The organism is Mammaliicoccus sp. Q-M61, from assembly GCF_022386055.1.
Lineage (GTDB): Bacteria > Bacillota > Bacilli > Staphylococcales > Staphylococcaceae > Mammaliicoccus > Mammaliicoccus sciuri_A.
On record NZ_JAJNJL010000004.1, the window covers coordinates 1 to 14,101 of the forward strand.

General features: G+C 33.0%; 15 protein-coding genes. 11 read left to right on the plus strand and 4 right to left on the minus strand.

Annotation, left to right across the window (positions count from 1 at the left end; genetic code table 11):
* The 5 genes from LQ677_RS07000 to LQ677_RS07020 all read left to right on the plus strand — a co-directional run.
* On the plus strand, positions 1-543 hold a 543-nt coding region (locus LQ677_RS07000; protein ID WP_239748208.1), incomplete at its 5' end, for an LPXTG cell wall anchor domain-containing protein.
* 144 nt (positions 544-687) lie between these two features.
* Positions 688-2,301, plus strand: coding sequence for a poly(glycerol-phosphate) alpha-glucosyltransferase (locus tag LQ677_RS07005; RefSeq protein ID WP_239748209.1), 1,614 nt, complete (start codon positions 688-690; stop codon positions 2,299-2,301).
* A gap of 86 nt (positions 2,302-2,387) precedes the next feature.
* A complete protein-coding gene (locus tag LQ677_RS07010; protein WP_239748210.1) occupies positions 2,388-2,783 on the plus strand; it encodes an acyl-CoA thioesterase in 396 nt (131 codons plus the stop codon).
* Positions 2,784-2,798: 15 nt separating this feature from the next.
* On the plus strand, positions 2,799-3,605 hold the full coding sequence (locus tag LQ677_RS07015) for a glutamate racemase (protein WP_239748211.1): 807 nt from the start codon (positions 2,799-2,801) through the stop codon (positions 3,603-3,605).
* Between the two features lie 68 nt (positions 3,606-3,673).
* Positions 3,674-4,300, plus strand: coding sequence for a LysE family translocator (locus LQ677_RS07020; RefSeq protein WP_107576649.1), 627 nt, complete (start codon positions 3,674-3,676; stop codon positions 4,298-4,300).
* Between the two features lie 476 nt (positions 4,301-4,776).
* On the opposite strand, the gene LQ677_RS07025 is transcribed toward LQ677_RS07020, so the two are convergent.
* Both LQ677_RS07025 and LQ677_RS07030 read right to left on the minus strand, forming a co-directional pair.
* The gene (locus tag LQ677_RS07025; protein ID WP_037589358.1) at positions 4,777-5,919 is read right to left on the minus strand and encodes an aminotransferase class I/II-fold pyridoxal phosphate-dependent enzyme; all 1,143 of its coding nucleotides are present in this window, start codon (positions 5,917-5,919) and stop codon (positions 4,777-4,779) included.
* Positions 5,912-6,817, minus strand: a complete 906-nt coding sequence (locus LQ677_RS07030; RefSeq protein ID WP_239748212.1) for a PLP-dependent cysteine synthase family protein — start codon at positions 6,815-6,817, stop codon at positions 5,912-5,914. The genes LQ677_RS07025 and LQ677_RS07030 overlap by 8 nt, the downstream gene beginning before the upstream one ends.
* A gap of 218 nt (positions 6,818-7,035) precedes the next feature.
* Here LQ677_RS07030 and LQ677_RS07035 point away from each other — a divergent pair, with 218 nt between their 5' ends.
* The 5 genes from LQ677_RS07035 (at position 7,036) to LQ677_RS07055 (ending at position 11,040) form a co-directional block, all read left to right on the plus strand.
* Entirely contained in the window at positions 7,036-7,467 is a 432-nt protein-coding gene (locus LQ677_RS07035; protein ID WP_159315928.1) for a MarR family winged helix-turn-helix transcriptional regulator, read from the plus strand.
* A gap of 72 nt (positions 7,468-7,539) precedes the next feature.
* On the plus strand, positions 7,540-8,502 hold the full coding sequence (mhqE, locus tag LQ677_RS07040) for a ring-cleaving dioxygenase MhqE (RefSeq protein WP_239748213.1): 963 nt from the start codon (positions 7,540-7,542) through the stop codon (positions 8,500-8,502).
* Positions 8,503-8,522: 20 nt separating this feature from the next.
* On the plus strand, positions 8,523-9,128 hold the full coding sequence (locus tag LQ677_RS07045) for a flavin reductase family protein (protein ID WP_243505430.1): 606 nt from the start codon (positions 8,523-8,525) through the stop codon (positions 9,126-9,128).
* A gap of 20 nt (positions 9,129-9,148) precedes the next feature.
* A complete protein-coding gene (gene mhqD / locus LQ677_RS07050; protein WP_037589354.1) occupies positions 9,149-9,739 on the plus strand; it encodes a methylhydroquinone degradation carboxylesterase MhqD in 591 nt (196 codons plus the stop codon).
* 833 nt (positions 9,740-10,572) lie between these two features.
* Entirely contained in the window at positions 10,573-11,040 is a 468-nt protein-coding gene (locus tag LQ677_RS07055) for a YehR family lipoprotein (RefSeq protein WP_126477828.1), read from the plus strand.
* Between the two features lie 57 nt (positions 11,041-11,097).
* On the opposite strand, the gene LQ677_RS07060 is transcribed toward LQ677_RS07055, so the two are convergent.
* Positions 11,098-12,393 carry a YhgE/Pip domain-containing protein gene (locus tag LQ677_RS07060; protein ID WP_239748215.1) on the minus strand — a complete coding sequence of 432 codons (1,296 nt, stop codon included), beginning with the start codon at positions 12,391-12,393 and terminating at the stop codon, positions 11,098-11,100.
* 159 nt (positions 12,394-12,552) lie between these two features.
* Here LQ677_RS07060 and LQ677_RS07065 point away from each other — a divergent pair, with 159 nt between their 5' ends.
* On the plus strand, positions 12,553-13,167 hold the full coding sequence (locus LQ677_RS07065) for a TetR/AcrR family transcriptional regulator (RefSeq protein ID WP_159315923.1): 615 nt from the start codon (positions 12,553-12,555) through the stop codon (positions 13,165-13,167).
* A 330-nt stretch (positions 13,168-13,497) separates the two neighbouring features.
* Here the strand turns inward: LQ677_RS07065 and LQ677_RS07070 are convergent, their stop codons facing one another.
* Positions 13,498-14,064, minus strand: coding sequence for an ATP-dependent Clp protease proteolytic subunit (locus LQ677_RS07070; protein ID WP_239733219.1), 567 nt, complete (start codon positions 14,062-14,064; stop codon positions 13,498-13,500).
* Between the last annotated feature and the right edge of the window lie 37 nt (positions 14,065-14,101).

Genomic DNA, 14,101 nt, shown 5'->3' on the forward strand with positions numbered 1-14,101 from the left:
GATTCAGATAGCGACTCAGATTCAGACAGCGATTCAGACTCAGACAGCGATTCAGACTCAGATAGCGAGTCAGATTCAGATAGCGACTCAGATTCAGACAGCGATTCAGACTCAGATAGCGACTCAGACTCAGATAGCGACTCAGATTCAGACAGCGATTCAGACTCAGATGCAGACTCTGACTCAGACGCAGACGCAGACTCAGATGCAGACGCAGATTCAGATGCGGACGCAGACTCAGATGCAGACGCAGATTCAGATGCGGACGCAGACTCAGATGCAGACGCAGATTCAGATGCGGACGCTGATTCAGACTCAGATATGGGAATGGGATCAACTGATTCAAGCAATAATGATGGAAACAAAGATACTAAAGCAACAAATATGAATAATAACGACAATAAAGATAATCATCATAAATATTTACCAGATACTGGTGAAATGACTTCAATTAATGGTGCTTTATTCGGTGGATTATTTGCTGGTGCAGGTTCATTATTATTACTTGGTCGTCGTAAAAGAGACAACAAAGATAGTAAGTAAAAACAACTAGAATAAAATAATGTTAGATTTTGGCCGGGACATTTATATGTCCTGGCCTCTATAATTTTTCAAAAAATGGTATAATATGTATAATTAGAGTGAATTTTTCTGTTATATAAATTAATAAAGAAAGGAATGTTATACATGGTTATAACTAATCAACTCAAAGATTTATTAAATAATCATTCAAATGTAGAAAGGATATTTGTTAGTGTTGGTCATCCTTCTCAAAAGGCTTTAGTAAAAATGTTTAAATCACATAATGCTGACCGAAATATTAAAAAATATATAGAAGCATTTCGAAAAAATACTGGTAAAAAAGCTGAATGGGTTAAAATAGATTTCGTTACTTCAATAGAAGAAATAAAGTATGAACAATTGAAGCATGATTTAATCAATACACGTAGAAATTATGTTGAATATGGTTTTGCTTTAGATGAGAACTGGGACTTAGCGTTCTTACCAGAAGAAATTAATGCCAATGCATTTATTAGACCTAAAAAAGGTACTAAAGAATTTATCATGTCTGAGAAAAATATTAATAACTACATAAATAAATATAAAAAATTAAGAAAATACTTCACACATAGCAATTATGAAAATGAATCTGTTTATAAGTTCTACACAAAAAGTTATTTCTTTGAAGAAGATCAACTTATTGAATTAGAAGAAAAGGGATATCGTAAAGGTTTGAGAAAAATTGATAATCTTAATGAAGAAATTGATCGATTAATCAAAACAAGTACTCACTTTTTGAAAGATCAAATTCAAGATAACGGAAAGTATATTTACGGTTATTTTCCGCATTTTGATAATGAAATAGGCTTCTATAACAACTTACGTCATTCATCTTCGACATATGCATTAATAGAAGGTCTGAGTTATTTAAATGAAGATGTCACAATTGTAGAAAAGGCGATTGATTATTTAATTAAACATTATTTATATGAAGTTGATGGCGCAGGATATATATTTGATGATACAGAAGGTATGAATGAAATAAAATTAGGTCAAAACGCTGCATTTATTTTTGCGATTTGTGAGTATTTAAAACATGTACCTGATAATGTTCGATATTTAGAAGCTGCTCAGAAAGTTGCTAAAGGGATATTGTCGATGATTGATGATCAACAACAAACGATTCACGTATTAAATTATCCTGATTTAACGATAAAAGAACAATTCAGAATTGTATATTATGATGGTGAAGCTGCTTTAGCGTTATTAAGACTTTATCAAATTGATCATAATGAAGAATGGTTGAATACTGTCAAAATGTTATTTGAAATGTTTATAGAGAAAAAATATTGGAAATACCATGATCACTGGTTAGGATATTGTACAAATGAATTAGTACAAATTGACCCACAAGAGAAATATTATAAATTTGGCATTCAGAACGTATCGAGTTATTTAGATTATATGCAACAAAGGGAAACGACATTCCCAACATTTTTAGAAATGTTAATGGCGACTTATCACTTAGTGGAAAAAGCTAAGAAGACTGGCTATGCTGATCTTGTTGAAACTTATTTAGATGAAGAAAAATTCATTAAGACAATACATATAAGAGCTGATTATGAAAGAACAGGCTACTTTTATCCTGAAATTGCAATGTACTTTAAAAATCCAGCACGTATTGTGAATTCATTCTTTATTAAACATCATGGCTATAGAGTAAGAATAGATGATATTGAACACTATTTATCAGGGTATGTTCAATACCAAAAAGTATTTAAAGATTCTAGTATTGCTTAAGGTTGATTTAATGAATGACTTTAAGTGATAATATGTATAAAGTTATTTTGAAATAATAAAAAATGATGTACGAAGGAGTCTTTTTAATGCAAGAGAGAAAATTAGTCGCTGAAAAAGAAATCGAAGTTAATGTTTATGATATTGATGCTATGGGCATTGTGAGTAATATTGTGTATGTAAGATGGTTTGAAGATTTAAGAACTGCTTTTATTAACCAATATATGACTTACTCAGAAATGATGAAATTTAATATATCACCAATATTGATGAGAACTGAGGCAGACTACAAAGTACCATTGACGATCCATGATAAACCAGTCGGTAGATGTTGGTTAGTTAAAGTGAGTAGAATGAAATGGGAACTTGAATTCGAAATTGCTACAGAAGACAAAGTGCATTGTACGGGATTTCAAAAAGGTGGATTTTATAACGTGGTAGATGAGAAAATAGCACAAACACCGAAAATATTTTTAGAAATTTAAGTTAGGGTGGCATATATGACAAATAATCAAGACACGTTATTGAAACCTATTGCTGTTTTTGATGCGGGAATTGGTAGTTATTCAATTGTAGAATTGTTAAAAAAGACATACCCAAATCAAGACATAATATATCTGGCAGATCGCAATCAGTTTCCTTATGGTCAAAAATCTATCCATGAATTAGAAACTGTAATCACACAAACCATTCATTATTTAGGGAAGTGGAATCCTCGTTTGATTATCGTGGCATCTAATGTACCAACGATTACTATTTTGGATAACATGAAAGATAACTTTGATACTGAAATCGTAGGTGTTTATCCACCGGTGAAAGAAGCATTAGAGAAATCTTCTAGTAAACAAATAGGTATTTTAGGTGTTCAATCCCTAATTGAAAGTGATGCATTAAATGAATTTATAAACAATGAAGTTTCTTCAAGTCACGTATATCAATTTAATGCTTCTTCATTAGTTGAATTAGTTGAAGACGGTTCATTTATATCCGATAAATATCGTACTTTAATGACTGTGAAGAATTTTATGGATGATATTATAGACCAACATGAAGAAATCGATATATTTACATTATCTTCTACACATTTACCGTGGTTGTATAGTTATTTTAAAGAGTTATATCCGCATATCATGTTTATTGATCCTGCTCAAACTGTTATTGAACAAGCAGAATCATACACTTCCAACGGTCATGGGACGATTAAGACATTAGTAACTGAAAATGAGGACTATACTATAGAAGGTTTTGAATCCATACTTGAAAAGTTAAATATTAACTTAGACATTGAAAAGGTCGAGATAAATTAAAATTTTCATTTTACAACTTTAGATTATATGTTAGTATATCTTAACGATTAATTTAAAGGGGGTAAATGATGTTTGATATCGTATCTTTTCAACTGTTTTTAATCACAGTGCTTATCATCTGTATCACACCTGGTATTGATATGATGTTTATACTAAATAGAAGTATTTCACAAGGTAGAGATGCAGGTATATATTCAGCATTAGGTGTATCGGTTGGTGCAGTTGTTCATACTGTACTGTCAGGATTAGGTTTGTCCGTTATTTTACAAACTTCCGTGGTCTTATTCACGATTATTAAAATTGTCGGAGCAGTATATTTAATTTATTTAGGTATACAAATGTTTATAAGTAAACAATCGTCAATTTCTATAAAGAAGACTGTGTATCAATCTCGTAGAAAATTATTTGTACAAGGCGTGATCACGAACGTTACGAATCCAAAGGTAGCACTATTCTTTATTTCCTTTATTCCACAGTTTATTTCAGTGGATAATCAGTACGGTCCAATACCATTTTTAATATTGGGCAGTATTTTCGCAGTAATGGGTGCGATCACATCATTTATCATTGCGATCTTTTCAAGTAGTTTAACAACAAAATTAAGAGATAATATCGTAGCAGAAAAAATTATCAATAAAATAAGTGGCGCAGTATTTGTCATATTAGGAATAAGTCTATTCGGTACAAAATCATAAAGAAGTGAAAATGGCGCGGAACATTGAATAATGTCCCGGCCATTTTTTATATTGAGGAATAATATAGTGAGGAGCGTTGTATTTATCAAGACTGACCAAACAAGATAAATAGGAGCGTTGTATTTATCAAGACTGAGCAAACAAGATAAATAGAGGCGTTGTATTTATCAAGACTGACCAAACAAGATAAATAGAGGCGTTGTATTTATCAAGACTGACCAAACTAGATAAATAAGAACCTCGAACATTGCAAGTGGGACGTGACTAGCAACATTGGAGGTCTGAATATTGCAAGTGGGACGTGACTAGCAACATTGGAGCCGTGAATATTGCAAGACGACCCAAACAAGCAACATACGACCCTCACGCTCCACACATACCGCCATCCCACACTAAATACACCCATCCACCACACCTCAAATATGAAAAAAAGCTGAGGCAGCGGTCAATTTCCGCTGTCTCAGCTTTTCTTTTTATTATATTTGGTTTAATGCTTGGTTTAAGTCTTCTACTAAGTCTTCTGTATCTTCTATACCGATAGATAAACGGATCATGCCGTCTGCGATACCTTCTTTATGACGAATTTCTGCTGGTATTGATGCATGTGTCATAAGACTTGGTACTGAAATTAAGCTTTCTACCGCGCCTAAACTTTCTGCTAATGTGAATAATTTTGTATGTTTAATGACTTCTTTTGCTTTTTCTACATCAGCAACTTCAAATGAAATGATACCTGGGTAACCTGAAGCTTGTTCGAAGTGAATGTCGCGATTCACATGGTCTTCGTTTAATGGATGAATTGTTTTAACAACATTTTCATGTTTGTTTAGTAATGCTACGACTTCTTTAACGTTTCTATTGATTTGTTCTACTCTTAAACCTAATGTTTTGATACCACGTGTTAATAAATAACTATCTTGTGGCCCTAAAATACCACCAGTTGAATTTTGGATGAAGCCAATTCTTTCTCCAAGGCTTTCGTTAGCTGTTACGACTAAACCTGATACAACATCACTATGTCCGCCTAAGTATTTAGTAGCTGAGTGAAGAACAATATCAGCACCTAGGTCTAATGGATTTTGGTAATAAGGTGTCATAAATGTATTATCTACAACAGTTAACATGTCATGTTTTTTAGCGATGTCACTTGCTGCTTTAATATCTGTTACTTGAAGTAACGGATTTGATGGTGTTTCGATAAATAACATTTTAGTTGTATCTTTAATAGAAGATTCGATATTGCTTACATCAGTTGTATTGATAAAATCAAATTCAATACCGAAGCGAGAGAATACTTTTGTTAATGCACGGTAAGTACCACCGTATACATCTGAATTAATTAAAATATGGTCACCTTTGTCTAATAACATGATGACTGCTGAGATTGCTGCCATACCTGAACCGAACGCATAACCATTTGTACCGTGTTCTAAATCCGCGATTAATGTTTCTAATGCTGTTCGAGTAGGGTTAGCTGTTCTTGAATATTCATAACCTTGTCTTAAATTTCCGATTCCGTCTTGTTCATAAGTACTTGTTTGATAAATTGGTGTTGTTACCGCACCTGTATATGCATCTGTTGTTTTACCGCCATGGATGAGTAATGTTTTTTTATTCATAATCTTTTCCTCCATAATTAAATATATTTTTAGACATATATCTATCACTGCCATCAGGGAAAATGACGACAATATGTCCTTGTTCGATTTGTTTTGAAACGTCTATTGCTGCTTGTAATGCTGCGCCTGATGAACTACCAGCAAGAATACCTTCATTTAATGCAAGACCTGATACATTTGTAAATGCATCTTGATCTGAAATGACTTTAATATCATCGATTAAATCTCGCTTTAGAAATGGTGGCCACTTTTCAACGCCAATACCTTCAGTATCGTGAGCATGCGCTTCGCCACCAGCAAGAATACTTCCTTCAGGTTCTACAATGATATTACGTACTTGATGTTCTTTCATGATTGTAGCTATTCCTGTAAAAGTTCCGCCAGAACCAGCCCCAGCAATCAAATGTGTGATGTCTGGACATTGTTCAAGAATTTCTGTCGCTAAAGTATGAACATAAGCTTGTGGATTCTGTTCATTTTCAAATTGATTGATGTAATAAGCGCCATATTCTTCAGAGTAGGTCTGTGCTTGTTGACGCGCACCTAACATACCTTCTGAACGTGGTGTTCTTCTTACTTCAGCCCCTAAAGCTTTCATGATGTTCATCTTTTCTTCCGAGAATCCTTCAGGTGCAAAGATAACGCAGTTAATATTGTAATGGTTCGCTACGATAGCAAGTCCTATACCTGTGTTACCGGCAGTGGCTTCAACTATTGTATCACCAGAACGAATATTACCTTTAGCTAGTGCATGTTCTATTAGATGCTTGCCTAGTCGATCTTTAATGCTGCCACCTAAGTTATAACTTTCTAATTTCGCAAATATTTTCACGTTGTCTGTACTGTAATGTTCCAATAAGACAAGTGGCGTATTCCCGATTAAATCAAATGCTTTCATCCCATTACCCCAATATAAAATTAATAAATATCTTAGTTTTTCAATAAGAATTATAGGTTAAACATTATTAAAAATCAACTAAATTAAATTTGTTAGAATATTGAAAATATAATAAAAACAAAGTTAGTATATTTTTTATACTCAAAAGTGTTGACATTTATTAGTGAGGGCGTTACAATTATCTCGAAATCGAAATAATATTTGAATAGGTGATGAACATGGATAGAACGAAAGAATCATTAAAAGCGCTAGTAGGTATAAAACGTACAAATGATACGTTAGATCGTATTGTTAAACAAGATATGAAGAACTACGGTTTGAATATTACTGAATTTGCTGTAATGGAACTTTTGTATCATAAAGGTGATCAACCTATTCAAAAAGTAAAACAACGCATCTTAATTGCAAGCAGTAGTACAACTTACGTCATCGATCAACTTGTTAAGAAAGGATTTGTAACACGTCGACAAGATGAGCAAGATAAACGTATTACGTATGCTGTTCTAACCGAAAGTGGTCATGAATTGATGGAACGTATTTTTCCACAACATGCCGAAACAATTGAAAAAGCATTTTCTATATTAGATGACGAAGAGCTTGCGATTTTTCGTAGAGCACTTAAAAAAATAAGCGCAAATTCTACTGAGTAGTGGATAGCGCAAATTTTTTTACAACTTATTATTTCGAATTCGAAATAAAAATAAAGAAAGAAGGAAACTATAATGAGTAATCCAGAACTTATCGGTATCCATCACGTAACTGCAATGACAAATGATGCAGTAAGAAACTATGATTTTTTCACACAAGTACTAGGTATGCGTTTAGTTAAGAAAACAGTAAACCAAGATGATATATATACGTACCATACATTTTTCGCAGATGATCAAGGATCTCCAGGTACAGACATGACATTCTTTGATTTTCCAAATAATCCGAAAGGTAGTCGTGGTACAAATTCAATTAGTCGTGCAGCATTCAGAGTGCCAAACGATGCAGCACTTGAATATTATTTAAATCGCTTTGAAGAATTTGGCGTTAAACATGACGGTATCCAAGATTTATTCGGTAAAAAGGTATTACCTTTTGAAGAAGAAGACGGTCAAAGATATCAATTAATTTCAGATGAATTAAATGAAGGTGTTAAACCAGGTATTCCTTGGAAAAATGGTCCAGTACCTGAAGATAAAGCAATTTATGGATTAGGACCAATTGAAATTACAGTGAGCTATTATGAAGACTTCAAATCTGTATTGAAACAAGTTTACGGTATGAAACCAATTATTGAAGAAGAAAACGTGACATTGTTAGAAGTTGGAGAAGGCGGTAACGGTGGTCAAGTTATTTTGAGAAAAGACGACCAAGGTCCTGAAGCAAGACAAGGTTATGGTGAAGTGCATCACGTATCATTCAGATTAAAAGACCATGAAGCGATTAAAGCGTGGGAAGAAAAATATAACGAACTTCGCATTGGTAACTCAGGTAATGTCGATAGATATTATTTTGAAGCGCTATACGCAAGAATTGGTCATATTCTTATAGAAGTATCTACTGATGGACCAGGATTTATGGGAGACGAACCTTATGAAACATTAGGTGAAAGTCTTGCATTACCACCATTCTTAGAAGCAAAACGTGACTACATTGAATCTGAAATTAAAGCTTTTGATACAAGTAGAGAACATTAATGAGAAAAGGTGTGGTTAAGGTGAAGGAGATACGACCAGAAGTCTTATCGCAGAAAGAAAACTATAAATTGTTAATAGGATCTATTATTCCTAGACCAATTGCATTAGTCACAACAGAATCAGATGATAACGTACTGAATATAGCACCGTTTAGCTTTTTCAATGTTGTATCTTCAGACCCACCGATTCTTTCTATCGCAGTACAAAGAGTGAATGGTGAAATGAAAGATACTGCACGAAATATCATTCAGAATAAAGAAGCGGTCGTGCATATTGTAGATACAAATAATGTGCGTGATGCGAATCAAACAGCAGCTATGTTAAGTCATGAAGAAAGTGAACTCGAACGTACGAATTTTGAAATAGTAGATTCAGTTGAAGTATCTGTGAAAGGCTTGAAGCAAAGTAAAGTTCGATTTGAAGCGGTTCTATATGATGATATTGTAATTGAAAAAGACGGACAACCTATTTCAGATTTATTACTGCTAGAAGTGAAGTATTATCATTTTGACGAAGGTATTTATGATGATGGATATATTAATAAAGAAAAGCTCAATGCGGTAAGCAGACTTGCTGGGAATGATTATGCTGAAATTGGACACACATTCACAATCGAAAGACCATAATATGATGGGAGATAGTAAATATGAAACATATATTTAAACAAGGTGCACAAGGTAAACCAGTATTTCTATTACTTCACGGAACAGGTGGAGATGAGAGAGATTTATTACCATTAGCAGAAATGCTTGATCCGACTTATAGTATTTTGAGTGTTAAAGGTGAAGTATCTGAAAATGGTATGGCTAGATATTTCAAAAGACTCGGAGAAGGGCAATATGACTTAGAAGATTTAGAATATAGAGGACAAGAATTGTATCAATTTATAGAAGAATCATCTAAAGAATATGGTTTTAAATTAGAAGATGTTATTCCAGTAGGATTCTCTAATGGTTCTAATATGGCGATTAATCTCATATTAAGAGAACAAACACCATTTCAAAAAGCATTACTCTTTGCACCACTTTATCCATTAGATTTAGAAAATAATCATAAAGATTTATCTCATTTTAATGTCTTTTTATCAATGGGTGCAAGAGATCCAATCGTTACAAACGCACAAAGCGAGCGCGTGATAGAAATATTTAAAGAACGAAACGCAACAGTGACAGAAGCATGGGTTAACAGTCATGAAATTACGCAAGAAGCGGTACTTAAAGCAAGAGAAATATTATAAAAAGAAGACCAGCTCGGGGGAGCTGGTCTTTTCTTTTGTGAGAGGGAGTATGGGTTGGAGTAAGAGTGGCTAACGATCAAGAGTGGAAAACAAGATCGTTAGAAATTCTAACGATCAAGAAAACGAAACAAGATCGTTAGCGCACCAAATCGCAGGTGGAAAAGAGTATAAATACACAAAATGAGCTGTCTAACGATCAAGAATGAAAAACAAGAACGTTAGAAATTCTAACGTTCAAGAAAACGAAACAAGATCGTTAGCGCACCAAATCGCAAGTGGAAAAGAGTATAAATACACAAAATGAGCTGTCTAACGATCAAGAATGAAAAACAAGATCGTTAGAAATTCTAACGCTCAAGAAAATGAAACAAGAGCGTTAGCGGACCAAATCGCAGGTGGAAGTGAGTAAAAATACACAAAATGAGCTGTCTAACAATCAAGAGTGGAAAACAAGATCGTTAGAAATTCTAACGCTCAAGAAAATGAAACAAGATCGTTAGCGCACCAAATCGCAGGTGGAAATGAGTGAAAATACATAAAATGAGCTGTCTAACGATCAAGAATCGAAAACAAGATCGTTAGAAATTCTAACGCTCAAGAAAACGAAACAAGATCGTTAGCCAGCGAAATCAGCCCAGAATTTGAATGATATAAAGAAACTTAAGCACTAACGATCAAGAACCAATATAAAAATTTCGTAAAATTAAATATAATAATTATAATACTGACATTTTTCAAATTATTTTTTCTCGGAAAATTGAGATAAATAAACTATATAGTGATATATTAGATTATAGAAATATAACTAAAGGATATGGAAGGTGACGAAGCAAATGAAAATATCTATGAAATTAATGGTTGGTTCTTTATTATGCACGATGATGTTAGTCTTATTATCAGCTTGTGGTAAGGAAGAAACTAAAACTTTTACTGGTGAGCAAAACAGAGCAGATGTTGAAATGACGTATACATATAAAGGGGACAAAGTGTTAAAGCAAACATCTAAAATCACAATTGATTACAAAGATTTTAATATTACTGAAGATAGCCAGAAAGAAGAATTAAAGAAACAGCTTGAGACTGAAAGTAAAAAATTCCAAGATATTAAAGGTGTTAAGGAATCTGTAAAAAGTAACGATAATCAATTAATCGAAAATGTTGAAGTTGATTATGAAAAAGCTGATTTCAAAGAATTAAGAGATAATAATGTTGTTGATATTATTGGAGATACTGATAAAGGCGTAAGCATGAAAAAATCAGAAAAATTTATTAAAGAACAAGGATTCAAAGAGAAAAAATAACATAATAAAAAATCTCATGTGGCACTGAATGATTCAGTCACATGAGATTTTTTTATTTTATGATGGTACTTCTGTTCTTTTTTCGCTATGTTTTCTAAGTATAGCTGCTGATATAGCTGATACACCACCGAAGATGATAAAGCCTATAAACATCCACATTGTACTATTAAGTTCGATATCGTGGTGTAAATACAATAGTCCTCGTAATGTTTCTGCATAATGTCTAAATGGATTCCATCCGATCATATAGTCTTGATAAAATTGTGGCAACATTTGTTTTGGTAACATGATGAGTTGCATACTGAAGAATAACAATACCATAAATAATGGAATAGCTTTGACACCTAACCATGTCATAAATCCTAAGATGAGACTGATGAAAGCTAGGATTGCAATTGAAATGTATAAACCGATTTTAGTTGGTTCGTTAATTGTTACATCTAATACGTGCGTCATAAAGTAAATATATCCAAATCCACCGATTAATGCTGTAACAATCGCACCCCCTAATTGGCCAAGTGAAGCGAAAATACGGTCTTTAATTGTGATATTATTACTTGTTCTGAATGAGAAGAATAGAACAACTGAGCCAACTAATGATGCTAACCATACTGGTGTGAACATTAGGAATGGTAAGTTTCCGTTACCTTGATGTGATTTAACAGCGTTCATGTTTGTTTTATCCACTTTAATTGGATTTGTGATACCTTGAATATCTGAAGCTGAAACGTCGACATCCATTTTATCTAAAGTTTGGATACCTTGTTTAGAAATTTGTGTATTCAGTTGATCACCGATAGTCGTTAACATTGTATTCGCGAGTTGTGCACCTTGCATACTTGCACCTTCGTTAACGATGATTTCAACTTGTCCTTGTTTAACTTTAACAGGTTCAACTTTGTTTTGTTCTTGCATTTTTTTAGCTTGTTCAGGTGGAATTTGTCCACTTTCGATTTTTTCTTTCATTTGTGACTGCATTTCTTTAATTTTTGCGTCTTGAACTGTCTTTTGAACTTTACTCATAGAATCTTTTGAAAGATTTTCATCTAAAATTAATTCACCATAATATTTGTTGTCTTTGAAGCCTTGTTTTAAATCTTTCTTGCTATCTACATCTACCCATTCAACTTTGTCTGATAAATCTTTATTGTCTTTAATTTTATCTGCAAAAGTTTTCCCGATATTGACGTCTTTGTCTTGCATTGTTGTACCTTTATCTTGATTCACAATCGCAATTGGGACTGATTTTGGTTCTGGATTATATGCTGGAATAAAAGCAATCGCTAATAATAAAAGTATGACGATTACTAGAATAGGTGTCATCCAAAAAAGTTTCTTTTTGAAAATATTCATATTTTTTCCTCCTTGATTAATGAACATTGTGTTGATTATTAATAACATTGTTTATTATAATAGAATTTAAGATAGTTACAATCGTCAATTGCTTACGATACGTTTATTAATCAACAAATATATGCAAATTGTTCATTAAAATAAGGAGAATGGTTAAAAATGGCAGAAGATCGACGCGTAAGAAAAAGTAAAAGAGCAATTAAACAAGCATTTATCCAGTTATTAAAAGAAAATAACCTTGATCGTATTACGATACAACAAATTTCAGATTTAGCAGATGTTAATAGAGGAACCTTTTATTTAAATTATGAAGATAAATATGCTTTGTTAGATGAAATGGAAAATGAACAAATAGAGAAAATTAAAGGATTTGTAGATATTAGAAAGATGGATTTATCCACTAAGACGAGTGATCGTTTTATTGAAGACTTTGCGAATAAAATTATTAAAAATGTCATTACGCATATTGAGCATAATATGGAATTTTATCAAGTGATTCTAAACTTAGAACGTAAAAGTCAAATCGAAGAACAATTAGCAGATATTGTGAGAAGTAATATTAAACATTTAATAGGTAATAAGGATAATGTATTTGGCATTCCAGAAAATTATTACTTAAGTTATGTAGTAGGTTCAATGATGTCGATGATCAAATACTGGGTATCAGATGAAAATCGCGTATCCGTAGAAGAACTCGTAAATTATGTCTCAACAATCGCATCAACAGGACCATTGTCTATTATGAAACGTATGGTAGATGAGAATATTAAGTAATATAGAAGAAAATAATCATGATATGAATATAATTGGTAGATGGTAGAGAATGTACTGGCTTGTGCGCACGAAGACTAAGAAATATCGTGCGATAAGGTATAAAATGGAGGCATAACGCACGAAGACTGAGAGATATAGTGCGCTAGGGTACAAAATAAGGCTCAACTGCACGAAGACTGAGAGATATAGTGCGCTAGGGTACAAAATAAGGCTCAACTGCACGAAGACTAAGAAATATCGTGCAGTTATCCACCCAATACAATCCGTTCACATTATATAAACATAGAAAAAGCAGGGGCGACTATCGCAGCCCCTGCCTTTCATGTTACGTTATTTTATTTCATCACGAGATTTAATGATTTTGTTAATAAATCCGTAGTCTTTAGCTTCTTGTGTGCTTAACCAGTAGTCACGGCCAGTGTCTTTTTCTACTTTTTCAATATCTTGGCCAGTTTCTCTTGCGATTAATTCATTAATTTTATGTCTTGTGCGAATAATTTCTTTAGCTGTGATTTCCATTTCAACAGATTGACCTTGTACACCGCCAGAAGGCTGATGAATCATGAATCTTGTATTAGGTAAACTATAGCGGTTTTCTTTTTTACCAGCTAAATAAATAATAACGCCTGCACTTACTACCCAACCAGAACCGATAATATTAACTTCTGGTTTAATGAAATTAATCATATCATGAATGTAATAACCTGAATCTACATGACCACCTTGGCTTGAAATAAATAGATTGATAGGTTCATCGCTCATTGCTTCTAATAGTAATAGTTGATTACCGACTTCTTTTGCCACTTTATCATTGATTTCCCCGGTAATAATAACCGTACGTGTTTCTAATAACTTTTCAGTAAGTATATCTTTTTCGTTATGTTTTTCTTCAGACATGAAATCACTCCTATAATGATTGATACTACTATTGTGA